At 74.2% G+C, this 20,925-nt stretch carries 20 protein-coding genes and 1 pseudogene; 9 read left to right on the top strand and 12 right to left on the bottom strand.

The genetic code is table 11. The features are described 5' to 3' along the window. Window positions 1-65: 65 nt before the first annotated feature. From ACIQPQ_RS28190 to ACIQPQ_RS28200, 3 genes are all read right to left on the bottom strand, one after another. On the bottom strand, window positions 66-1,259 hold the full coding sequence (locus ACIQPQ_RS28190) for a glycoside hydrolase family 64 protein (protein ID WP_401308998.1): 1,194 nt from the start codon (window positions 1,257-1,259) through the stop codon (window positions 66-68). A 209-nt stretch (window positions 1,260-1,468) separates the two neighbouring features. After that, window positions 1,469-2,224: a dienelactone hydrolase family protein gene (locus ACIQPQ_RS28195; RefSeq protein ID WP_401309001.1), complete on the bottom strand. Its 756-nt coding sequence runs from the start codon at window positions 2,222-2,224 to the stop codon at window positions 1,469-1,471. 65 nt (window positions 2,225-2,289) lie between these two features. Further along, complete coding sequence (locus tag ACIQPQ_RS28200; RefSeq protein WP_401309004.1) at window positions 2,290-2,910, bottom strand: L-threonylcarbamoyladenylate synthase; 621 nt, start codon at window positions 2,908-2,910, stop codon at window positions 2,290-2,292. A gap of 268 nt (window positions 2,911-3,178) precedes the next feature. Between ACIQPQ_RS28200 and ACIQPQ_RS28205 the strand changes: the two genes are divergently transcribed. Continuing rightward, a complete protein-coding gene (locus ACIQPQ_RS28205; protein WP_401309310.1) occupies window positions 3,179-4,723 on the top strand; it encodes a helix-turn-helix domain-containing protein in 1,545 nt (514 codons plus the stop codon). 140 nt (window positions 4,724-4,863) lie between these two features. Here the strand turns inward: ACIQPQ_RS28205 and ACIQPQ_RS28210 are convergent, their stop codons facing one another. After that, window positions 4,864-5,871, bottom strand: a complete 1,008-nt coding sequence (locus tag ACIQPQ_RS28210; RefSeq protein WP_401309007.1) for a 1-aminocyclopropane-1-carboxylate deaminase — start codon at window positions 5,869-5,871, stop codon at window positions 4,864-4,866. A 183-nt stretch (window positions 5,872-6,054) separates the two neighbouring features. Continuing rightward, window positions 6,055-6,702, bottom strand: a pseudogene (locus ACIQPQ_RS28215) (GntR family transcriptional regulator); the annotation flags it as partial. A gap of 264 nt (window positions 6,703-6,966) precedes the next feature. Here ACIQPQ_RS28215 and ACIQPQ_RS28220 point away from each other — a divergent pair. Beyond that, window positions 6,967-7,233 carry a hypothetical protein gene (locus tag ACIQPQ_RS28220; protein WP_401309010.1) on the top strand — a complete coding sequence of 89 codons (267 nt, stop codon included), beginning with the start codon at window positions 6,967-6,969 and terminating at the stop codon, window positions 7,231-7,233. Here ACIQPQ_RS28220 and ACIQPQ_RS28225 read toward each other — a convergent pair. The 3 genes from ACIQPQ_RS28225 to ACIQPQ_RS28235 form a co-directional block, all read right to left on the bottom strand. Continuing rightward, entirely contained in the window at window positions 7,211-7,678 is a 468-nt protein-coding gene (locus ACIQPQ_RS28225; protein ID WP_401309013.1) for a hypothetical protein, read from the bottom strand. The genes ACIQPQ_RS28220 and ACIQPQ_RS28225 overlap by 23 nt on opposite strands. Window positions 7,679-7,980: 302 nt before the next feature. Next, window positions 7,981-8,346: an ArsR/SmtB family transcription factor gene (locus ACIQPQ_RS28230; RefSeq protein ID WP_383778567.1), complete on the bottom strand. Its 366-nt coding sequence runs from the start codon at window positions 8,344-8,346 to the stop codon at window positions 7,981-7,983. Window positions 8,347-8,502: 156 nt separating this feature from the next. Next, the gene (locus tag ACIQPQ_RS28235) at window positions 8,503-8,877 is read right to left on the bottom strand and encodes a hypothetical protein (RefSeq protein ID WP_401309016.1); all 375 of its coding nucleotides are present in this window, start codon (window positions 8,875-8,877) and stop codon (window positions 8,503-8,505) included. Between the two features lie 322 nt (window positions 8,878-9,199). Here ACIQPQ_RS28235 and ACIQPQ_RS28240 point away from each other — a divergent pair, with 322 nt between their 5' ends. Beyond that, entirely contained in the window at window positions 9,200-9,652 is a 453-nt protein-coding gene (locus tag ACIQPQ_RS28240; RefSeq protein ID WP_401309019.1) for a flavodoxin family protein, read from the top strand. Window positions 9,653-9,687: 35 nt separating this feature from the next. Here the strand turns inward: ACIQPQ_RS28240 and ACIQPQ_RS28245 are convergent, their stop codons facing one another. Both ACIQPQ_RS28245 and ACIQPQ_RS28250 read right to left on the bottom strand, forming a co-directional pair. Beyond that, window positions 9,688-10,176 carry a hypothetical protein gene (locus ACIQPQ_RS28245; RefSeq protein ID WP_401309021.1) on the bottom strand — a complete coding sequence of 163 codons (489 nt, stop codon included), beginning with the start codon at window positions 10,174-10,176 and terminating at the stop codon, window positions 9,688-9,690. A 161-nt stretch (window positions 10,177-10,337) separates the two neighbouring features. Continuing rightward, a complete protein-coding gene (locus ACIQPQ_RS28250) occupies window positions 10,338-12,767 on the bottom strand; it encodes an NAD-binding lipoprotein (protein WP_401309313.1) in 2,430 nt (809 codons plus the stop codon). A 595-nt stretch (window positions 12,768-13,362) separates the two neighbouring features. Between ACIQPQ_RS28250 and ACIQPQ_RS28255 the strand changes: the two genes are divergently transcribed. The 3 genes from ACIQPQ_RS28255 (at window position 13,363) to ACIQPQ_RS28265 (ending at window position 17,448) form a co-directional block, all read left to right on the top strand. After that, complete coding sequence (locus ACIQPQ_RS28255) at window positions 13,363-15,633, top strand: M4 family metallopeptidase (protein WP_401309024.1); 2,271 nt, start codon at window positions 13,363-13,365, stop codon at window positions 15,631-15,633. Window positions 15,634-15,931: 298 nt separating this feature from the next. Continuing rightward, window positions 15,932-17,167 (top strand): cation:proton antiporter, encoded by a 1,236-nt coding sequence (locus tag ACIQPQ_RS28260; protein WP_401309026.1) that lies wholly within the window; start codon window positions 15,932-15,934, stop codon window positions 17,165-17,167. Then, a complete protein-coding gene (locus tag ACIQPQ_RS28265) occupies window positions 17,140-17,448 on the top strand; it encodes a DUF3040 domain-containing protein (RefSeq protein WP_401309028.1) in 309 nt (102 codons plus the stop codon). Before ACIQPQ_RS28260 ends, ACIQPQ_RS28265 begins: the two co-directional genes overlap by 28 nt. A 37-nt stretch (window positions 17,449-17,485) precedes the next feature. Here ACIQPQ_RS28265 and ACIQPQ_RS28270 read toward each other — a convergent pair whose 3' ends face one another. Further along, a complete protein-coding gene (locus ACIQPQ_RS28270; RefSeq protein ID WP_401309031.1) occupies window positions 17,486-18,058 on the bottom strand; it encodes a hypothetical protein in 573 nt (190 codons plus the stop codon). A gap of 367 nt (window positions 18,059-18,425) precedes the next feature. Here ACIQPQ_RS28270 and ACIQPQ_RS28275 point away from each other — a divergent pair, with 367 nt between their 5' ends. From ACIQPQ_RS28275 to ACIQPQ_RS28285, 3 genes are all read left to right on the top strand, one after another. Further along, window positions 18,426-18,698, top strand: a complete 273-nt coding sequence (locus ACIQPQ_RS28275) for a hypothetical protein (RefSeq protein WP_401309033.1) — start codon at window positions 18,426-18,428, stop codon at window positions 18,696-18,698. A 184-nt stretch (window positions 18,699-18,882) separates the two neighbouring features. Further along, window positions 18,883-19,719: a chitosanase gene (locus ACIQPQ_RS28280; protein WP_401309036.1), complete on the top strand. Its 837-nt coding sequence runs from the start codon at window positions 18,883-18,885 to the stop codon at window positions 19,717-19,719. A gap of 138 nt (window positions 19,720-19,857) precedes the next feature. After that, window positions 19,858-20,307 (top strand): ATP-binding protein, encoded by a 450-nt coding sequence (locus ACIQPQ_RS28285; protein WP_401309038.1) that lies wholly within the window; start codon window positions 19,858-19,860, stop codon window positions 20,305-20,307. A gap of 67 nt (window positions 20,308-20,374) precedes the next feature. Here the strand turns inward: ACIQPQ_RS28285 and ACIQPQ_RS28290 are convergent, their stop codons facing one another. Then, window positions 20,375-20,890, bottom strand: a complete 516-nt coding sequence (locus tag ACIQPQ_RS28290) for a molybdenum cofactor biosysynthesis protein (protein ID WP_401309040.1) — start codon at window positions 20,888-20,890, stop codon at window positions 20,375-20,377. Window positions 20,891-20,925: the final 35 nt, after the last annotated feature.

A 20,925-nucleotide genomic window follows, 5' to 3' on the forward strand; every position in this document is an offset into this window, starting at 1 on the left:
CGCGTGCGGGGCGTCGTCCTGACCGTGCCGGTGCCGACCGTGCGTCTCCGGCCGTGCGCGGCGGGTCAGTTGAGCGGCTGGACCGTCATGGAGGCCTCGATCGGCGAACCGTCGTGGACCAGCGACTCGTGGTGGCCGACGTCGTCGAAGGCGAAGCCGTACGCCTTCCCGTCCACCATCTGCTCGTGCACCTTCTTGGAGTAGATGTTGGTGACCGGCTCCTTGTAGAAGCTGGCCGCGGACACGTCCGGCTGGTTGGTGTTGGTCAGCAGGTTGGTCCGGTTGAAGCCCGAGCACAGGGTGCGGGAGATCGGCCCGCGCACCAGGTCGTTCGGGGCGTCCAGCTTGTTGAAGCAGCCGAAGACACTGGCGGAGTCCGGCTTGACGAAGGACGTCACGACCGCGCCGGAGCTGTTGGTGAAGTTCATGACGTCACCGGAGACCCGGCCGTAGTACTTGACCGACGGGTTGTCCGCGAACGGGGTCACCGTGAGCGTCGTCGTGCGGTACTTCTGCCAGACGCGGTTGATGTAGTCGTCCAGCAGCGACGGGGAGAGCTTGCCGGTCTCCACGCCGTACAGCGGCGCGATGGCGCGCAGGATCGTGCCGTTCGGCGCCCGCTGGATCAGCTTCTCCCAGCCGCCGCCCTGCGCCTGAAGCGAGTTGAAGAAGTTCTGGTAGCCGCCCGGCTTCAGCGCCCCGGCGGTGAGCGTGGTGCCGTTGGCGCGCTTCACCCCGACCGTGTAGGGCGCGGAGAACATGTCGACCTGCGTGCTGTTGATCCACAGCCCGTCGTTGTTGAGCGTGTACTCCGACCAGTTGAACAGGGTGTTGATGTTCGGGTCGGTCGGGTTCTGCATCGCGGGCTGCACGAGTCCGCCGGTCGCCAGCCTGAAGTTGATCTTCTTGCCGTACGAGAAGTAGACGCGTCCGGAGAACTTGGGCAGCCGGATCGTGGCCGACTGGCCCGGCGCCGGTCCGACGATCGCCGCGTCCGGAGCGGGAACCGGCGGCTCGGCGCCGCCGGGCCACGCGTGGAACGTGCCGTTGGCGTCGCCCCAGCCCTGGCGGCCCGAGGACAGCTGGGTGCCGAGGTTGTAGATGTACAGCGTCTCGCCGCGGGCCGAGTTGTTGGTGATCTTGAAGGGGATGGTGTCCGGCACCGCGGCCTCGGCCGAGGGGCCGACGGTGAGGAGGGTTCCGGCCACGGCGGCGACGACGGTCGTCGCCGCGAGGCGGGACTTGAGGGTGCGCAGCAATCTGCACCTCCGTGCGGGGAGTACTTCGGGGGGTGTGGGGTTGGCTGCTCTCGGTGAGAGCGCTCTCACGTTCTGCTCGCAGCCAGTGCGAGAAGTTCTTGAGAGCGCTCTCAACCTGACATCAGGTAGTGGTCATGTCAACGATTTACGCAGAAGTAACATGCGGAGGCGCCCCCGGTGAACTCACCGGGGGCGCCTCGTGAACCAGGTCAGAAGGTGCGCTTCAGGAGATCGAGCAGGGCCGCCCAGTGCCGCTCGGTCGCGGCCTCGTCGTACGCGCTCGTGTCGGCCTGGGTGAAGCCGTGCCGGGCTCCCGGATAGACCTCGCAGCGGTGGCGCACGCCCGCCGCGGTGAGTGCTTTCTCCAGGCGTCGCATCTGCTCCGGCGGCAGCGACGGGTCCTCGTCGGCGTGGCCGAAATACAGCTCCGCCCTGATCCGGTCGGCCACCAGGTGCGGGCTCTCCGGTGTCTCGGTCGCGAGCCGCCCGCCGTGGAAGCCGGCCGCGGCGGCGACCCGCTCCGGGTGGCTGCCCGCGGTCAGCAGGGCGAGCCGCGCGCCCATGCAGTACCCGGTCACCGCCACCGGACCGTCCGCCACCAGCGGGTTCTCCGCCAGGGCGCGCAGATAGGCGCCCGCGTCCCGGACCGCGAGGTCGGGGGTGAGGGACCGCATGATCGGGCCGAGGCGTTCCAGGATGTCGGGCCGTGCGGTGGTGTCGATGAAGTCGGGCAGCTCGACGACCGGGGCCGGGCCGTGCCGGTAGAACACGTTCGGCACCAAGACGCAATAGCCGGATTCGGCCAGCCGGTCGGCCATGGCCTTGAGGTGCGGGCGGACACCGAACGCGTCCTGGTAGAGCAGCACTCCCGGATGGGGCGCCCCGTCGCCGGGGTGGGTGAGATAGGCGTCCGCGACGCCGTCCTCGGTGGGTACGTCCACGGTGCGTCCGTGTGCGGAGGTCATGAAGGGGGTGCCTCTCTGCGCGGTTCGGGTCGGGGCGGCGGATCGGGGGCGACGGGGGGCGGGGGCTACTCGAAGCGCGTGGCGTCGCCCGCCCCGTACCGCACGATCTCCGCCTCGCCGCCGGAGAAGTCGATCACCGTGGTCGGCTCGGTGCCGCAGTCCCCGGAGTCGAGCACCCCGTCCACCACATGGTCCAGCCGGTCCTTGATCTCCCAGCCCTGGGTGAGGGGTTCGTCCTCGCCGGGCAGCAACAGCGTGCTGGACAGCAGGGGTTCGCCCAGCTCCGCGAGGAGCGCCTGCGTGACGATGTGGTCCGGGATGCGCACGCCCACGGTCTTCTTCTTCGGGTGCTGGAGCATGCGCGGCACCTCCTTCGTCGCCGGGAGGATGAAGGTGTAGCTGCCGGGTGTCGACGCCTTGACGGCGCGGAAGACGTCGTTGTCGATCCGTACGAACTGTCCGAGCTGCGCGAAGTCCTGGCAGACCAGCGTGAAGTGGTGCTTGTCGTCCAGCTCCCGGATCGACCGGATGCGGTCGATGCCGTCTCTGCTGCCCAGCCGGCAGCCGAGCGCGTAGCAGGAGTCCGTCGGGTACGCGATCAGCGCGTCCGCGCGGATGGCGGCGGCGACCTGGGAAATGGTGCGCGGCTGCGGGTTGTCGGGGTGCACGTCGTAGTACTTGGCCATCTGCCGAGCTTATGCCGGGGGCGGGGGGAGTGCCGCGACGGCGGGGGTGGGGGGCGAGGCGGCGGGGACTGGGGCGGCGCGAGCCGGGCGGTGGGGCCGGGCGGCGCGGGGGCGAGGGGGCTGGGGTGGCGAGGGGGGGGGCTGGGGGTGCGTCGGGCGATCCTCCGTCGGACCCGTTCCCTCCGTCCCGGTGTGGGGTAACGTCCCTGACCGATATGACGGGTTCGGTCCGATGCGGGCCGTGAGCGGGGCCAGGGGGTGCGGCGGCATGGGCGGCCGGGGTGGCGGGACCGACGGGCGCGACGCGGACACCGGGGCGGCGGCGCGGGCCGACGTGTCCGGGGACGACGCGGTCTGGGCGCGGGAGCTGCTCGACCTGCTGCGGCCGGGAGCGTACGACGCGGGCCGGGTCGTGGACTGGCTCGGTACGGCCGTGGACGCGTCCGTCTCGCTCCGCGACGACACCGGCCGGGTGCTGGCGGGCACGGGCTGCCCGGCCGAGGAGAGCATTCTCGCCGATGTCGTCAGCGGACGCCTCGCCTCGGCCGCCTGGGAGGGCGACGGCCGTCACCTGCGGCTGATCCACGTCGACCTGCCGCCCCCGGCCGGGGGCGGTGTCCTGGCCGTCGCCCGGACCACCCCCTTCGACCGGCGGGCCGCCGGGATCGTCACCCGCACCGCCGCCGCCCTGGAACTCCTGCTGCGCGCCGAGCACACCACCGCGACCGGGCTCCGCCTGGCCCGCGCCACCTCCGACCTGCGCCTGGCGATCCTCCAGCTCCTGATGGTCGAGGACACCATCTCCGCCCGCCGGGTCGCCGCCGGTCTCTGGCCCGGCCTCCTCGACACCGACACCACCTGCGTCTACGTCGTCGAGAGCACCCCCGCCGACCGCGACCGCCTCGCCGAGGCATGTCTCGCGGCCACCCGTGACCGGGCGCTGGTCGTCCGCTGCCCGGCCGTGGACGCCCACGTCATCGTCGTCACCCCCGGTGAGGCCGAGGGCGCGGCCCTGCGCCGCCTGTGCGACCGCGATCCCGGCACCTACCTCGGCGGCAGCACCCGGCAGAGCCTCGCCCACACCGCCGCCGCCTACGGCCAGGCCGTCAGCGCCCTCGCCGTCGCCCGCTTCCGCCCGGACCGGGCCGCCGTCCACGCCGAACGCACCCATCCCGAACGCCTCATGGACCCGGCCGCCCTGGCGTCCTGGGCGGGCGCCCTGCTGCGCCCCCTCGACACGCTCCCGCACCACACCCGCGGCGAACTGCTCGCCACCACCCGGCTCGGCCTGGAGTTCACCGCCGTCAGCGCGGCCAAGATCCTCGGCGTCAGCCGCAACACCGTCCGCGCCCGCATGGAACGCGTCGAACACCTCATCGGCGCCGACTTCTCCGATCTGACCGTGCGGGCCACCGTCCACCTCGCCCTGCACAGCCAGGCGGCCGGGGCGGCACGGCAACCCGGCCCCGCACCGGCTGTACTCGGCGGCCTGCTCGCCGGTACCGCGCTGCGCGCCTGGGCGCACGACCTGCTGGCCCGCCTCGACACCGACGGCCGCGATCTGCGCCGCACCCTGCGCGCCTGGCTCACGGCGGGCGGCAACGCCGAACGGGCCGCCCAGCTCCTCGGCGTCCACCCGCAGACCGTCCGCGACCACATCCGCGGCGCCGAGCCGGTCCTCGAACGGCAGCTCCTCGCCACCGGCAGCGACCTGTACGAGGTCGTCCTCGCCCATCTCGCCACCGGCGACCTCGACGGACCCGTCGCGGGCGGGACGGAATCGGGCCATCCGGACGCACCTGTGCACAGGTGAGCCCCCCGGCGCCGTGAACGGGCACCGCCACGGTTCACAGCCGCGGCGGCCTGCACGTAAGTTCGACGGACCGCGGGGGCACGACCGGAACGGGGGACCGGTCGCGTCCCCGCGCGGCCCACCGCCGCGGGAGTCCGGCGTCAGTGGAAGACGCCGCTGTAGGCGTTGAGGGCGGGCTGGCCGCCGAGGTGGGCGTACAGGACGTGCGAGTCCTTCGGGATGTCCCCGCCGCGGACGAGGTCGATGAGGCCCGCCATCGACTTCCCCTCGTAGACGGGGTCGATGATCATGCCTTCGAGGCTCGCGGTCAGCCGGATGGCGTCCAGCGTGGACTGCACCGGGATGCCGTAGAGGTCCCCGGCCCAGCCCTCCAGGACGGTGATCTCGTCGTCGCGCAGGTCGCGTCCGAGCCCGATGGTCTCGGCGGTGCTCCGGGCGATCTTCTCCACCTGGGCTCGGGTGGCGGCGAGTTGGGCCGAGGCGTCGATGCCGAGGACGCGGCGGGGCCGGTCCTGACCGGCGAAGCCCGCGATCATGCCCGCCTGGGTGGAGCCGGTGACGCTGCACACCACGATCGTGTCGAAGAAGATCCCCAGTTCCTGTTCCTGCCGCCGCACCTCCTCCGCCCAGTCGGCGAAGCCGAGACCGCCCAGCGGATGGTCCGAGGCCCCGGCCGGGATGGCGTACGGGGTGCCACCGGCGGCCCGGACGTCCTCCAGGGCCTGCTGCCAGCTGTCCTTCACGCCGATCCCGAACCCGGCCCGGACCAGCCGGACGTCGGCGCCCATGACGCGGGACAGCAGGATGTTGCCGACCTTGTCGTTGACCGGGTCCGGCCAGTCCACCCAGCTCTCCTGGACGAGCACGGCCTTCAGACCGGCCTTCGCCGCGACCGCGGCCACCTGCCGGGTGTGGTTCGACTGCACGCCGCCGATGCTGACGAGGGTGTCCGCGCCCCGCGCCAGGGCGTCGGGCAGCAGGTACTGGAGCTTGCGGGTCTTGTTGCCGCCGTACGCCAGCCCGCTGTTGCAGTCCTCGCGCTTCGCCCAGATCCGGGCCCCGCCGAGATGGTCGCTGAGCCGGTCCAGGGGGTGCACGGGGCTGGGCCCGAACAGCAGCGGGTAACGCGCGAAGTCGTCGAGGGACATCGGTGCTCCTTCGGGGGAGGTGATGCGCGGTGGGTCCGACGAGTCGGACGGACCGGGTCAGGCGGGTCGGGCGCCCGGCCCGTCGACGGGCTCGCTTGCCGGCTCGTCGCCCGGCTCCGCGCCCGGCCCGTTGTCTGGCTCCGCGCCCGGCTCGTCGTGCGGTTCGTCCTCGGGGAACGGGAGGTCGAGGAGGGGCACCAGCGTCTGCCAGTTGGCGCGGGTGGCGGCCACCGCCCCCTCCACGTCCCCGGCCTCGCACAACGCGACGATCCGGTCGTGCTGCGCGACCGAGCCCCGTCCGCCGAGCGAGCCGAAACGCCTGCGCTCCAGGCGCCGCAGCACCGGCGTGTACTGCTCCAGCACCCCGCGGACGGCGTCGTTGGCGCAGACGGTGACCGGGACGCCGTGGAAGGCGTCGTCGGCGGCGATCGCCGCGTCGACGTCGTTGCGGCGCAGGGCGTCGGCGAAACGCGCGTTGGCGGCGCGCATGGCGTCGAGATCGGCGGCGGTCAGGTGGGGGAGCGCCTCGCGGACGGCCAGTTCGTGCATCGCGGCCGTCACGGACTGGGCGCCGCGCACGGCACGGACGTCCAGCGGGCTGACCATGGTGTAGCGCCCCGGTTTCGTCTGGACCAGCCCGGCCTGCTCCAGCCGCGTCAGCGCCTCGCGGACGGGGGTGCGGCTGACGCCGAGCCACTGCGCGAGGTCACCGTCGTTGAGGCGTTCCCCCGGCGCGAGGGTGCCGTCGACGATGGCGTCCCGGATGGCGCGGTAGGCGTTCTCCCGGAGGAGCGACCTGGGGACGAGCCCCCGGCTCTGCGGTACTGGCATGCAATATATTGCATTCCGCATGCCGCCGAATGTCAAGGGATCAACAGGCGAGGGGCTGCCGCTGCCGCCGCTGCCGCCGCTGCCGGCGGGGACGGGGATGGGTACGCGTACGGGGACGGGTACGGGGAACGCCCGTCCGGTCGTCGGACGCGGGACGCAGCGCGGGGCCGGGGCGGGCCCTCCGAACGGGGGCCGTGCTCACCCGCCGAGGTGAGCGCGGGGGCGTGCGCGTGCCGTCGGCGGGGGTGCCGCGTTGCCCCCGGCATGGACCGACCCACCCGCCGCCTGAGGCCCGCCCGGCACCAGCTTCCGCCCGCGGGGACCTGCGCGTCCGGCCTCCTCCACGTGGTGCCCGCCCCGGCCGGGGAGCCCGTCGCGGACCCCGCGTGCCGTACGCCGATCTACGCCGCGCTCGTCGCGGAGTGGCGCGCCCGCGGCCGTACGGTGCCCGCCCCGGCCGACGCCCCGCGGGCGACGGGGGCAGTGAGTGCGGTGGGCGCCGAGGGGTTCACGCGCCGCGCGGCGGGGTGAGGACGGCGAGCGTTCCGTTGGCCTGGCGCAGCGCCAGTTCCAGGGTGACCGGCGGGTGCAGGGCACCGGTCCCGTCCGGCGGGACCAGCCATTCCAGGAACCGGGCCGGCCGGTACGGCGGCGGCACCGCGACCCAGGAGCCCCGGCTCGCCCGGCGCAGTCCGGCGCCGATCCACCGGCTGCGCGGGTCGGGCGGCAGGAAGAAGCCGACCCGGTGGGCCGCGGTGTCCACCAGGGTCGGCCCCGGGACCGGCAGGGTCGGCTGCCACAGCAGGTCCAGGGCGAGCAGGCCCAGCCGGTCGGGCACGCTGACCACGTCCCAGTAGCGGCCCGCCTCCAGGAGCGTCACCCCCGTGCCCCGGTCCCAGGCCCGCTTGCAGTCGCGCGGGTCGCTCGCGGCGGCGGCGAGCCATTCCACGCCGCGCGCCCACATCGCATCGATCATGTCCGGCTTTCGGGTAGCGCCACCCGGCGCGTACGCGGGGGCGCGACCGTGCCGGACCGGGCCCTCGTGTGCAAACCGACCCGGCATATTCATGCTGGTAGATATTTCTAGGTGGCGGAAGGGGTGGCGGACCGTGGCGTTTTGGCTGGTGGATTCGGGTTTCGTAGAGATGTTCGGCCTTGCGGGCAAAGGAGTTGGGTGAAGGGGGAGGGGCGCGGGGGAGAGGGTGAAGGCGGGGGCAGGCCTGTGGTGGGGCTGGGGGCCGGGTGAAGCGGTGCGTTCCGCGGGGTCCCGCGGGGCGGTCAGACGCCCGTCCTGCCGCGCGGCGTCGGCAGCGGGGCCTCGGTCTGGCGCAGCTCGGCCAGCAACTCGTTCTGCCCGGCGAGGAGTTCGGTGAGGATGCGGCGGGCCGCGCGCAGCAGCTCCGCGACGTCGCCCCCGGCGAGGGCGTAGCTCACGGTCGAGCCCTCCCGGATCGAGACCACGATCCCGGACCGGCGCAACACCGCCAACTGCTGCGACAGGCTGGAGGGTTCGATCTCGATCTCGTTCAGCAGGTCCCGCACGGGCACGGGTCCGGCCTGCAACAGCTCCAGGACCCGGATGCGCACGGGGTGACCCAGCATGCGGAAGAACTCGGCCTTGGCCTGGTAGAGGGGGACCTGCATGGTCGTTCGCTCGCTCCCTGCCGCTGTCGGGTCCTGCCGTTCGTGACGATCCTGGCCAGTGCCGGCTCCGCACGCCCTTGTGATGCACGGTTGTGGATGTGTCGAGTTGAAGAAATCTTCAACTCGTGGGCGTACGAAGCCGTCGGCCGCGCGGGTCTACACCTCCAGGTCGGTCTCGATGCGCTTGAGCTGGTGGCGGGCCATCGCCAGGTTGGACCGGCCGCGATCCAGGACGAGGTAGATGAACAGCCCGCTGCCCTGACGGCCCTTGAGCAGCCGGATCAGGTGGTACTGGCTGCCGAGGGTGATCACGATGTCCTCGATGTCGCTCTTGAGGCCCAGGTGCTCCATGGTGCGGACCTTGGCGCGGATCACGTCGGTGTTGCCCGCGGCGGCGATGGAGAGGTCGAGGTCCTTGCCCCCGCCGAGCGTCCCGAGCGCCATCCCGCTGGTGTAGTCGACGACGGCCACGCCCAGCGCCCCCTCGATCGTGGTCATCGTCTCCTTCAGCGAGATCTCGACGTTCGCCATGGCGGTCCTCCTGTCGCTTGCACGGGTCCGGGCTCCTCCGGTCCGTTGATGCCACGACCGTACGGAGCGTGACCCTTCCACTACGGCGAGGTTCCGGGACTGGCGGAAGGTGATCCATGAGAGGCGAGGGATGCCGCATTCTGATCGCTTCGGGTGCGGAGGCTGACCGTATGGGCTGGATGTAGCGGGCGGTGCGGGAGCGGCCAAGGGACCTGGGAACGGCGGCGACCGTCGGGCGGTGGTCGGTCGTGGTGGTAGGTCGCGGTGGTCGGTTGCGGTGGCCGGTTGCGTGGGTCGGCGGCCTCCGGCAGGGTTCGGTGCCGTGGCCACCCTGCTGATCGTCCATCACACGCCCTCCCCGAACTGCCAGGCGCTCTTCGAGGAGGTCGTCCGGGGCACGGGCGCGCCCGGCGTGGAGGGGGTCCGCGTGGTCCGCCGGGCGGCGCTCGCCGCGACGGCCTCGGACGTCCTCGACGCCGACGGCCTGCTGCTGGGCACCCCCGCCAACCTCGGCTACCTCTCCGGAGCCCTCAAGCACTTCTTCGACCAGGTCTACTACCCCTGCCTGGACAGCACGCGGGGCCGCCCGTTCGGCGCGTGGGTGCACGGCGGCGACGACGTCACCGGGGCGGTGCGCGCCCTGGACGCGATCACCGGCGGGCTCGGCTGGCGCCGGGTCGCGGACCACGTCACCGTCACCGGGGCGCCGGGCCGGGCCGACCTGGAGGCCTGCTGGGAGCTGGGGGCGACGGCCGCCGCGGCGCTCATGGACTGACCCGGGGCCGGACGGCGCAGGCGGAGGGGGCGCGGTCAGTCCCAGAGCGGGTAGCTCACCACGCGCGGGAAGTGGGCCGGACGGTCGGCCGGGTACTCCAGGGTGATCCGGCCGTAGCGCTGCTGCCGCGGGTGCTTCTTCCACGTCTCGGTCTTGTCCAGGCGGACGACGACCGGGTACGCGTGGAACCGGCCCGCCGCGCAGTACGGCTTGCAGTCGTTGACGACGTTGACGCCCCGAGCCTTCGCGGAGCGCGCGTTCCAGCGGTCCCAGGTGAGCTTCGTCAGGCGGCTGTTGCCGTCGCCGCAGGCCAGCACGTAGTCGTGCGGGCGCACCTTCGGGTGCCAGAGGCAGTCCACCAGCACCGGTGTCTTGGCCCGGGGGGCGGCCGCCGCGGGCGTCGCCGGGGCCTCGGCGCGCGGGGAGGCGGCGGGCGCGGCGGAGGCCGTGCCGACCGCCGCGGTGAGTCCGAGCGCCGCGCACAGGATCGCGGCGGTCCTGGTGGTCGTCCTGAGTCCGCGCATGCCCGCTCCCGCCCGCAGCACCGGGACCCGCCCGTCTCGCGGGTCCCGTGGAAGTTCCACCACGACGCTACGACGCCCGACGCGACCCGACCACTCGAACGGCCCAGCGCCCCCGCAGAGCCGGGACGGCCGCCCGAGGGAGCCCTCGGCGGGGGAGCCGCTCACGGCCTGGTCCGCTCGCGTCCGGCGGGCCCGGCCGGCCCGGCGGCCGGGGTGTTGTCCCGGTGTTCCGTCGTCACCACGACCACCGCGTCGTGCGGGTTCCAGAGCCGCAGCTCGTCCTTGGGAGGATTGAGCCGTACCCCGCCGCCCGCGGGTTCTCCGGGGAGGTCGGGCCGCCGGTAGCCGATCGCGCACTCGCCGCGGGCGCGGGCCGCCGCGACGACCGCCGCGAAGGAGACCGCCCGGCCCGGCCGGACGTAGTGGCCGCAGGGCCGCAGCCGGAGCGTGCCGCCCCCGACGCCGAACAGCTCGTCGAACACCGGGGCCAGCCGCCCGTCCTGGGAGACCTGCGCCATCAGCAGCCCGCCCAGCTCCCCGCCCACGACGACCTCGGAGCGGGGGCCCAGCGGGGCCAGCGCCCGGCTGCGGTGGTCGGTGAGTTCCGCGACCACCGGCACCTCGCGTCCCGCCTCCGCCGCCAGCGCCCGCAGCACGAGCAGCGTGACCAGCGTCCGGTCGTCGGGGCGCCCGGCCCCGTCCCGTGCGTCCGGGCCGAGCACCACGATCCGGTCGTACGACAGTGGGTCGAGGCCCCGCAGGGAGGCGGGGCGGGTCAGGTCGGCGGTCCGGAACGTGACCGTCAGCCCGTCGGCGACCGCCTCCCGGCGCGGTTCCGGCATCGGCGGGGGCTCCGCCGGATCGCACACGACGTCGACGATCCGGGCGCCGGGACCGGTGGGACGCAACTGGTCCACGACGAGCGGCGCCCGCCGGTTCCAGCCCAGGACCAGCAGCCGCGCGGGCTCCCCGTCCGCCGTGTCCGGCAGCTCCGGGGCCGCCGGGTCGACCGGGTACGGGCCGTCCGCCCACCCCACCGGACCGTCGTCCCGGGCCACCACCACGAGCCGGTCGCCGGGGCCGGGCACGGTGTCCGGGGGCGGGTTGAGCAGGGGGGTGCCGTCCGGCCGGAGCAGCCCGGCCACGGCAGCCGTCGCGCAGTCGAGGAGGAGGTCGCCGAAGGGCCGTCCGGCCGCCTCGGGCGGCACCGGGACGACGTAGAACTCGTCGCCCGCGTAGTCGAGGAGTTCCCGCAGGACGGGGAAGAGGCCGGGGTGCAGCGCGGAGCGGGCGACGAGCCCCGCCGTCGTCCGGTCGGCCTCCAGGACCACCCCGCGCGGCCCCGCCGCCAGCCGGGCCGCCTCCCGGTACCGCTCCCCGCACACCGAGGCGACCACGGCCGGACCCGGCCGCCGCACCGCCCCACCGTCCGGCCCGGACCCGGGCCCGGACGGCGCGTCCGACGCCGGTTCCGCTTCCCCCGGCGGCTGTTCCGCCCTCCCCGCCGCCTCCGGCTCCCCTCCCGGCCCCGCGCCCGGCTCCCCTCCCGGCCCCCTGCCCGCCCCCTCGACCGCCTCGCTCTCCGGTTCCGCTTCCGTCCCCGTCTCCCGCCGGGCCCCCGGAACCCGACCCTCCGTCGAGCCCCGTCCGACGGCGTGTTCCGGCCACGGGCCACCGTGCCCCGATGCCTCAGCCGTCCCCGCCGCCCCTGCTGTCCCTGCCGTCCCCGCCACGACCACCGACTCCGCCACGCCCGCCGCACCCACTTCCGCCCCCTCCCCGAGCACCGCGCGCAGCGCCAGCAGTGTGCGTACGGTCTCTGTGTCACGCACGTCCTCCGACGCCCGCGCCTCCCGCGGGCCTCCCGTGTCCCCGGGCTCGGAGCCCGCCCGTACGACGCCGAACTCCCCTACCCCGGAACGGAGTCCAGGACGTACGCCCTCGTCGCCGTCGGGCAGGACCAGCACCGCCACGGCGGTGGCCGGGCTGACCATCCGCAGGGTGGCGGGGTCGGTCGTGGGTCCGCTGCGGCAGATCAGGCGGATCGGCCCGGTCGGCCCCAGCGCGGCGGCGAGCGCCTCCTCCATCTCCGCCTTGTCCCGGTCGGCGAGCACGACCACGGCGCCCCCGCGGTGATGGGCCCGCGCGGCGACGAGTTCACCGACCACCGTGAACACCTGCTCCGACCAGCCCAGCACCACCTGGTGGCCCGACTCCACGACGGTCGACCGGCCCCGGCGCAGCTCCACCAGGCGGTCGCCCAGCCCGGTGGTGATCAGGCCGATCAGGGTCGACACGTACAGCAGCGCGACCAGGCCCAGCAGGACGGAGAGCAGCATCCGCAGCGGCGCCCCGGTCACCGCGCCCAGGCGCAGGGTCTCGGCGCTGACCCGGCCGACCGCGATCAGCCGGTCCGAGAGCGAGGCGGGGGAGCCGGGGTCCGTCCAGACCAGGACGGCGCTCACCGGGACGACCAGCCCGACACAGCTCAGCGCGAGCCAGCCGAGCATCCGCCCGGTGCTGCGGGCCAGTGTGCTGTCGAACCGGTAGCGCAGCCGGTCCCGTAACGACACCGGCCCCCGTCGCCGCAGCCCGTCCACTCGCGCCCCCTTGTGCCCCGCCCGCAGGCGATCCGCCACGCCGTCGACTCGCAGGGTGCGGTGCGCCGGGCCCGCGACACGCCGCCGGACGAGCGCATTCATCCTTTCGGGCGCGTCACAGGGGGGTGGCTTCCCCGCGGGCCGGGGGAGATCGGGAGCGGGCGTCCGGCGTGGCGGAGACGGCCGCGCCACCTGCCGGAGCGGAAGGTTCCGCCGACGGCGTCGCGTCTCGGCCGAAAAGGGGTACCGCAGGGCCCGAACTCCCAGAGCGGCATGGTCATTTCCAGCCGTTGTCTTGGCATTTACATGACAAATGAGAGGTGCCGGTGGCACGCTGCTGCCGAACGTTCACCGTTCCTTCACCCGACCGGAACGGGGCCCGCCCCCACCTCTCACACCCCCCACCTCTCACACCCCCCACCCCTACCCCTTTCCCCGGCCCCGGACCCCTTCGCGCCGCGCGCCTCCTCGGACGCCCGCGGACCGCACCTCCGCCGTGCGCGCGTCCCGGACCGGCTCACCCCGCCGGTCCACAGCCCCCCACCTCGGCCCGCACGACGGGCCCGCCTCCCCAAAGGAGAAAACGTTGTCTCGGCGACTCCGTTCCGCCCCCAGGCGCAGACGCGCCGCACTGCTGGCCTTCGCCACCGCGGGCACCCTGCTGGCCTTCGGCGCCCCCGCCACCCCCGCCGGCGCGGCCCCCGCCGACCCCGGCCCGGCGCTGATCAAGGCCGTCCCCCGGGCCGGTGCCGCGCCCGTCGAGCTGTCGCCCGCCCGGCAGGCCGCCCTGGTCCGCGGCGCGCAGGCCGCGGCCGACACGACGGCGCGTCAACTCGCCCTGGGCGCCAAGGAGAAGCTCGTCGCGAAGAGCGTGACCGAGGACGCCGACGGCACCCGGCACACCCGCTACGAGCGCACCTACGCCGGTCTCCCGGTCCTCGGCGGCGACCTCGTCGTCCACGCCCGCGACGGCCGCACCACCGTGTCCCGCGCCAGCGACGCGAAGCTCACGGTGCCGACCCTGACGCCGAAGCTCGCCGCCGCACAGGCCTCCGGCAAGGCGCTCTCCGCCGCGCGCGGCGCCGACGTCTCCGGCGCCAAGGCCGACGGCGCGCCGAAGCTGGTCGTCTGGGCCGGTGAGGGCAGGCCCGCGCTCGCCTGGGAGACCGTCGTGAAGGGCGTCCAGGAGGACGGCACGCCCAGCGAACTCCACGTCGTCACCGACGCCGCCACCGGCAAGCGGATCAGCACCGCCGAGCACGTCCACACCGGCACCGGCACCGGCCAGTACAGCGGCACGGTGGACGTGGGCTCGACGCAGACCGGCGGGTCGTACCAGCTCTCCGACCCCGACCGCGCGGACCAGAAGACGTACGACCTGAACCAGGGCACCTCCGGCACCGGCACCCTCTTCACCGACGCCGACGACGTGTGGGGCGACGGCACGCCCGGCAACCGGCAGACCGCCGGTGTCGACGTGGCCTTCGGCGCCGCCGCGACCTGGGACTACTACAAGTACGTCCACGGCCGCAACGGCATCCGCAACGACGGTGTCGCCGCCTACAGCCGCGCCCACTACGGCAACAACTACGTCAACGCGTTCTGGCAGGACAGCTGCTTCTGCATGACGTACGGCGACGGCTCCGGCAACACCAAGCCGCTGACCGCGCTCGACGTGGCCGCCCACGAGATGACGCACGGCGTCACCAGCGCCACCGCCAACCTGACCTACTCCGGCGAGTCGGGCGGCCTCAACGAGGCCACCTCCGACATCTTCGCCGCCGCCGTCGAGTTCAGCTCCGGGCTCACCGCCGACGTCGGCGACTACCTGGTCGGCGAGAAGATCGACATCAACGGCAACGGCACCCCGCTGCGCTACATGGACAAGCCGTCCAAGGACGGCCGTTCGCGCGACTACTGGGACCCGAGCCTCGGCGGCATCGACGTCCACTACTCCTCGGGCCCCGCGAACCACTTCTTCTACCTGCTCTCCGAGGGCAGCGGCACCAAGACGGTCAACGGCGTCACCTACGACAGCCCGACCTTCGACAACCAGGCCGTCACCGGCATCGGCATCGAGAACGCCGCGAAGATCTGGTACCGCGCGCTGAGCACGTACATGACCTCCTCCACCAACTACGCCGGCGCGCGCACCGCCACCCTTCAGGCGGCCGGTGACCTCTTCGGCGCCTACAGCCCGACCTACCTCGCCGTCGCCGACGCCTGGGCCGGCATCAACGTCGGCAACCGCATCGCGCTCGGCGTCAACGTCGCCCCGATCGCCGACCAGACCAGCGGCGTCGGCCAGGCCGTCTTCCTCCAGGTGGACGCCTACACCACCAACACCGGCTCGGCCCTCACCTACGCGGCGACCGGCCTGCCCGACGGCCTCTCCATCAGCGACTCCGGCCTGATCACCGGCGTCCCGACCACCACCGGCACCAGCCCGGTCACGGTCACCGTCACCGACGGCACCGGCGCCTCCGTCACCGCCGACTTCGACTGGCGCGTGGCCTACGTCTACGGCTCCACCACCCGCGTCGACATCCCCGACAACGGCGCCGCGGTCGAGTCGCCCGTCACCATCGAGGGCCGCGGCGGCAACGCCTCCGCCACCACCGAGGTGTACGTCAACATCGTGCACACCTACCGCGGTGACCTGACCGTCGACCTCGTCGGCCCGAACGGCACCGTGTACTCGCTGCTCAACCGCAGCGGCGGCTCCGCCGACAACGTCGACCAGACCTTCGTCGTCGACGCCTCCGCCCAGCCGGTCGACGGCACCTGGAAGCTGCGGGTGCGCGACACCGCGGCGATCGACGTCGGCTACATCCAGCGCTGGCAGCTGACCCCCTGACAGCCCCTCACCGCCCCGCCTGACACCGTCACCCCGCCGCGCCCCCGGTCCCGCCAGGACCGGGGGCGCGGTGCGTCCTGGGCCCGTACGCGGGTCGCGCGGCCTGCGGAAATGGGTGTCGGACCCGATGGCGCCGCCCACGGGACGCGTGTGACGGTGGACAGGACCCGGGGGCGCCGGGCCCGCCGTACGCCCCACGGTTCCTGACGGTCACGCATCCCAGGAGGACCACCCATCCACTCCCGTTCGGCACGACCCGCCAGCCCCCGACTCCCCTTCCGCGGAAGGGAGGTGACGCATGGGACACGCTGACACCCTGCTCGCTCTCGGCGGCGCCTTCCTGGCCGCGGCCTTCCTCGCCCGCCTGGGCAACCGCATCGGCCTGCCGACCATCCCCCTGTTCATCCTCGCGGGCATCCTGCTCGGCCCGCACACCCCGGGCCTCGTCCTCGTCGAGGACGCCCACGACTTCGAGATGCTCTCCGCGCTCGGCCTCGTCCTGCTGCTGTTCTACCTGGGCCTGGAGTTCCACCTCGACGACCTCAAGAACGGCGGACGCCGCCTCGCGCTGGCGGGCGGCAGCTACCTCGTGCTCAACGTGGGCGCCGGTCTCGGCTTCGGGTTCGCGCTCGGCTGGGGCGCGCGCGAGGCCCTGGTCCTCGCCGGGGTCCTCGGCATCTCCTCCTCCGCCATCGTCACCAAGATCCTCATCGACCTCGGGCGTCTCGGCCGCCCCGAGACCCGGCTGATCCTGGGCGTCATCGTCGTCGAGGACATCTTCCTCGCCCTCTACCTGGCCGCCCTCCAGCCCGTCATCGGCGGCGCCCACGGCGTCACCGAGGTCCTGCTGGAGGTCGGCAAGGCCTTCGGCTTCCTCCTCGCGCTCGCCGCCGCCGCCCGCTACGGCACCCGGCTGGTCGGCCGCCTCATCCACGTCCGCGACGACGAACTCCTCGTCATCAGCTTCCTCGGGGCGGCGGTCCTGGTCGCCGGGGTCTCCGAGGTCCTGGGCGTCGCCGACGCCATCGGCGCCTTCATGGTCGGCCTCATCTTCGCGGGCACCCCCTCCGGCCCCCGCATCCGGCGCCTGGTCCACCCCCTGCGGGACGCCTTCGCCGCCATCTTCTTCTTCGCCTTCGGCCTCGCCATCGACCCCGGCGACTTCGCCGCGGTCCTCGTCCCCGTCCTCCTCGCCGTCCTCCTCACCGTCGCCATGAACGCCGCCGCCGGCCTCATCGCCGCCCGCCTCCACGGCTACGGCCCCGAACCCGCGGCAAACATCGCCACCACCCTGCTCGCGCGCGGCGAGTTCGCGCTGATCCTCGCCGCGATGGCGGCCGGTGCCGGACTCGACGACCGCCTCGCCCCGTTCATCGCGGGCTACGTCCTCGTCCTGGCCGTCCTCGGCCCGGTCGCCGCCGGACGCGTCCCCCAACTCCTGCGCCCGCTGCTGCGCGCCCGGCCCGCCCCGCCCCCTCCGCTCGACGCCACCGAGGAGGAGCAACCATGTCCCCGCCCGACGACGAACGCCTGAGCGACCTGGCCGCCGCCCTCCACCACGACGACCCCCGCTTCGCCCGCGCCCTGGAGAAGGGCCGCCCGACCGCTCCCCGCGAGTACCGCCGCCTGCGCGGCTGGTGCTGGCTCGCCGTCGCCACCGCCGCCCTCGTCACCGGCGTCTTCCTCCCTCACGGGCTCCTCCTCGCCACCGGTCTCGTTCTCGCGGGCCTGGCGGCGCAGCTGTTCGACCCGCACCTGTTCCGGGGACGGAGAAGGAACGGCAGCGGGGGCGTCCGGCGCCTGTTCGGGAAGTGAGGCACGGGGGCGCGTCGGGCGGGGGTGGCGGCCCGCCTTACGCGCCGCTGCCCGGCGGCGTTCCCGGCGGGCCGTCCAGCGGGACGAGGTCGGTCAGTGCGGTGCCCGTCGCCCAGGCCTGTAGCCGGGGGCCGTCCACGAGGTGGGTGGTCGGGCGGCGGGTGGCCCAGGCGTGGTCGCGGGCGGTGAACGCGCCCCGGTGCACGACGAGCCGGACGTGCGGGGCTGGGCGCCAGCGGGCACGGCAGGCGCAGGCGTCGTCCTCGTCGGGGAGCGGCTCGGCCACCGGGCGGAACGCCACGTCCAGGAGCCGTCCCCGCCGGTCCCGGGCCACGATGTGCGGCGGGTCGTGCGCGGCGGGCGGCAGGACGCGCCAGCCGTCCCGGCGCAGCATCCGGGCCACCGCCTCCACCAGCCCCGGCAGATCCAGCTCTGCCAGCTCCGCGGGGGAGTAGTGCCCGCGCCGGTGGCGTGCCGGGCGCCGACGACGGCGGCGGACCACGACGGCCGTCGCGCCCAGGACCGCCACGCCCAGCGCGGGCGCCCACAGACCCAGCGCGCGGCCCGCCACCGCCAGCCCGGCCGTCGTCCCGCACACGAGCACGGTCACCGCGGCGAGGCCGGGCAGCGCCTCCCGCAGTCCGGGACCGCCCCGGCCCGCGGCGCGTACCGCGCGGGCGGCGCGCCGACGGCGGGCCCGCGCCGGCCCACGGGACCCGCCCGGCCCAGGAGCCCCACGCGACGCGGCGGGTCCGGGGGACGCGGCGTACTCGTCCGCCGGCCTCCGCCGTCCCCCGCGTGTCACCAGAGCCGGTCCCCCTACTCCGCCCACCGCCCGTGCGAGCGGCCCATCCCTACCCGCACCACGACGACATCCCCGCGAACGGCGCTTTCCGGCCACGCCCTTGGCCGAAGCGCGGCCCTGGACGCCCCCGGTCCGGGGGCCGTTGTCAGTGGGGGGTGCGAAGCTGCTGGTCATGGACGAGGCTGACTTCATGCGAGGGCGGGTCTACGGCGCGGACCACGAGGACGCCGGACCCCGCCCCGACCGCGCGTACGCCCAACTGGTCGGCGGCCCGCTCGACGGACTCCTGCTGGACGTCACCGACCTCGGCGCCGACGACCCGCGCGAGGTCGCCCTGACCACCGAGATAGGCCGGTACGGAGCGGGCGGCCGGGCCCTGTACGCGCGCCGCGCCGCCGACGCCCTCCGCTTCGACTGGCGCGGGGACACGCCCGGCGCCCCCTGAGTGTCCCGCGCCCGCCACCGGCCCCGCCTCTTTGTTCGATCGTACGAACCTTTGCGCGTGAGGGTTACCAGTCGCCCTCTCGCTTGATAGGAAACCTTCCTGTCAGTTAGTTCCGACCCGTTCCTCTGACAGTTGCAGTGCGGAACCACCCCCTCCAACCCCCCACTCCCCGACTGGAGTCACTGTGGTGCACCTTCCCCGCGGCACGCACACCCCCGCCGCCTCCCGCCGCACGGTCCTCGCCCTGTTCGCCGCGCTCACCGCCACGCCCCTCCTCACCTCGCCCGGCGCGTCCGCCGCACCGCGGGCGGCCGTCGGGCTCGACGACCCGGCGAAGAAGGAGATCGCCATGAAGCTGGTGTCGAGCGCGGAGAACTCCTCGCTCGACTGGAAGGCCCAGTACAAGTACATCGAGGACATCGGCGACGGGCGCGGCTACACGGCCGGCATCATCGGCTTCTGCTCCGGCACCGGCGACATGCTCGACCTCGTCGAGCTGTACGCCGCCCGCAAGCCGGGCAACGTCCTCGCCAAGTACCTCCCCGCCCTGCGCGCCGTCGACGGCACCGACTCGCACGCCGGACTCGACCCGAACTACCCCGCCGACTGGCGGCGCGCCGCCCAGGACACCGTCTTCCAGCAGGCGCAGAACGACGAACGCGACCGCGTCTACTTCAACCCGGCGGTCAGCCAGGCCAAGTCCGACGGGCTGCGCGTCCTCGGCCAGTTCGCCTACTACGACGCGATCGTCATGCACGGCGGCGGCAGCGACCCCACCAGCTTCGGCAGCATCCGCCGACGCGCCCTCGCCCGCGCGAAGACCCCCGCCCAGGGCGGCAACGAGACGACGTACCTCAACGCCTTCCTCGACGCGCGGGTGTGGGCGATGAAGCAGGAGGAGGCCCACAGCGACACCAGCCGCGTCGACACCGCCCAGCGCGTCTTCCTGCGCAACGGCAACCTCGACCTCCAGCCGCCCCTGGACTGGGCGGTCTACGGGGACCGCTTCCACATCGGCTGACCCGGCCGCGGGCCGCGCCGACGGCCGCCCGCCCGCGCCGCGCCCACGGGCGCCCCGCTCCCGAGGGGCGCCCGTGGCGTACGGGAGGGGATACGGGGTAGGCGCGCCGCCATGAACGGGGTTATGAAGGCGGTCCGCATGGAACCTGTCCCGCTCGACGAGGGCTCCCACGGACCCGACACGGTCCGGGTCGAGACGGCGCTGGCCCTCGACGGCGCGGACGGCAGCATCGCCGGGGCCCGGCACCTCACCGGGGACTTCCTCACCCGCGTGCGGCGGGAGCACGGGGTGCCGGTCTCGGCCCGGACCGTGGACCTGTCCCGGCTCGTGGTGAGCGAACTCGTCACCAACGCGCTGCGGCACGCGCCGGGGCCCGTCCTGCTGCACCTGCGTCTCGTCGGCGACGCCGTCGAGATCACCGTCTGGGACAGCGAACCCGCCCCGCCCGCACCCCGCGGCGCGGACCCGACCCGGGTGGGCCAGCACGGGCTGGAGATCGTGATGGCCGTCGCCGACGGCTTCGACGTCGTCCCGGAGCCGCTGGGCAAGCGCATCGTCGCCCGCCTCGGCCTGTTCGACGACATGTAGGAGGGCGGCTGGAGCCCAGGAGGCCCGGGGGCGCGAACAGGAGTGCCGGGGGCGGGCCGGTCGCGGCTCAGGGCCGGACGGCCGCCGCGTCCGCGTCGACCGTCCCGAACGTCGCCGGGCCCAGGGTGAGCACCCCGTCGGAGAGCGGCGTGCACCGCACCCCGCCCCGGTCCCGCAGCGCGCGCCGGGCGCCCGGTCCGACGGTGACGTCCATCCAGGCGCACGGCCGCGCCGGACGGTTCACCGCGAGGACCACCGGCCCCTGCCCGGTGTCGAGGACGACCGTCGACCCGACGTACGCGTCGATGTCGACGCCCCGCAGCAGGACGTTGCGGCGGGTGTGCCGCAGATCGGCGTCCGGTGCGATCTCGCGGGGCAGGTTCTCCTCGGACATCAGCGTCACCGACGCGTCCCGGTGCGCGGGCCGGCCGAAGTAGCGGTCACCCACGATGCCGAGGCCCCGGCGCAAGCGCACCGCGTCCACCAGGTCGTCGACCGGCCCGTCCGGGAGCCCCGCGGAGGGGCGGCCCGCCAGCCGGTGGACCGGGGACACGAGCAGCTGCACGACCTCCACCTCGATCACGCCGTCCAGCGTAGAACGCCCGCCCGGAAGGGGGC

It is taken from the genome of Streptomyces sp. NPDC091281 (assembly GCF_044757425.1).
Taxonomy (GTDB): domain Bacteria; phylum Actinomycetota; class Actinomycetes; order Streptomycetales; family Streptomycetaceae; genus Streptomyces.

Excerpts from the sequence above, each read along its gene's own strand:
- ACIQPQ_RS28220 (WP_401309010.1), top strand. The coding sequence starts at position 6,967 with ATGGACCGACCCACCCGCCGCCTGAGGCCCGCCCGGCACCAGCTTCCG.
- ACIQPQ_RS28265 (WP_401309028.1), top strand. The coding sequence starts at position 17,140 with ATGTCCCCGCCCGACGACGAACGCCTGAGCGACCTGGCCGCCGCCCTC.
- ACIQPQ_RS28210 (WP_401309007.1), bottom strand. The coding sequence starts at position 5,871 with ATGTCCCTCGACGACTTCGCGCGTTACCCGCTGCTGTTCGGGCCCAGC.
- ACIQPQ_RS28235 (WP_401309016.1), bottom strand. The coding sequence starts at position 8,877 with ATGGCGAACGTCGAGATCTCGCTGAAGGAGACGATGACCACGATCGAG.
- ACIQPQ_RS28225 (WP_401309013.1), bottom strand. The coding sequence starts at position 7,678 with ATGATCGATGCGATGTGGGCGCGCGGCGTGGAATGGCTCGCCGCCGCC.
- ACIQPQ_RS28285 (WP_401309038.1), top strand. The coding sequence starts at position 19,858 with ATGGAACCTGTCCCGCTCGACGAGGGCTCCCACGGACCCGACACGGTC.
- ACIQPQ_RS28195 (WP_401309001.1), bottom strand. The coding sequence starts at position 2,224 with ATGACCTCCGCACACGGACGCACCGTGGACGTACCCACCGAGGACGGC.
- ACIQPQ_RS28230 (WP_383778567.1), bottom strand. The coding sequence starts at position 8,346 with ATGCAGGTCCCCCTCTACCAGGCCAAGGCCGAGTTCTTCCGCATGCTG.
- ACIQPQ_RS28200 (WP_401309004.1), bottom strand. The coding sequence starts at position 2,910 with ATGGCCAAGTACTACGACGTGCACCCCGACAACCCGCAGCCGCGCACC.
- ACIQPQ_RS28260 (WP_401309026.1), top strand. The coding sequence starts at position 15,932 with ATGGGACACGCTGACACCCTGCTCGCTCTCGGCGGCGCCTTCCTGGCC.
- ACIQPQ_RS28275 (WP_401309033.1), top strand. The coding sequence starts at position 18,426 with ATGGACGAGGCTGACTTCATGCGAGGGCGGGTCTACGGCGCGGACCAC.
- ACIQPQ_RS28205 (WP_401309310.1), top strand. The coding sequence starts at position 3,179 with ATGGGCGGCCGGGGTGGCGGGACCGACGGGCGCGACGCGGACACCGGG.
- ACIQPQ_RS28245 (WP_401309021.1), bottom strand. The coding sequence starts at position 10,176 with ATGCGCGGACTCAGGACGACCACCAGGACCGCCGCGATCCTGTGCGCG.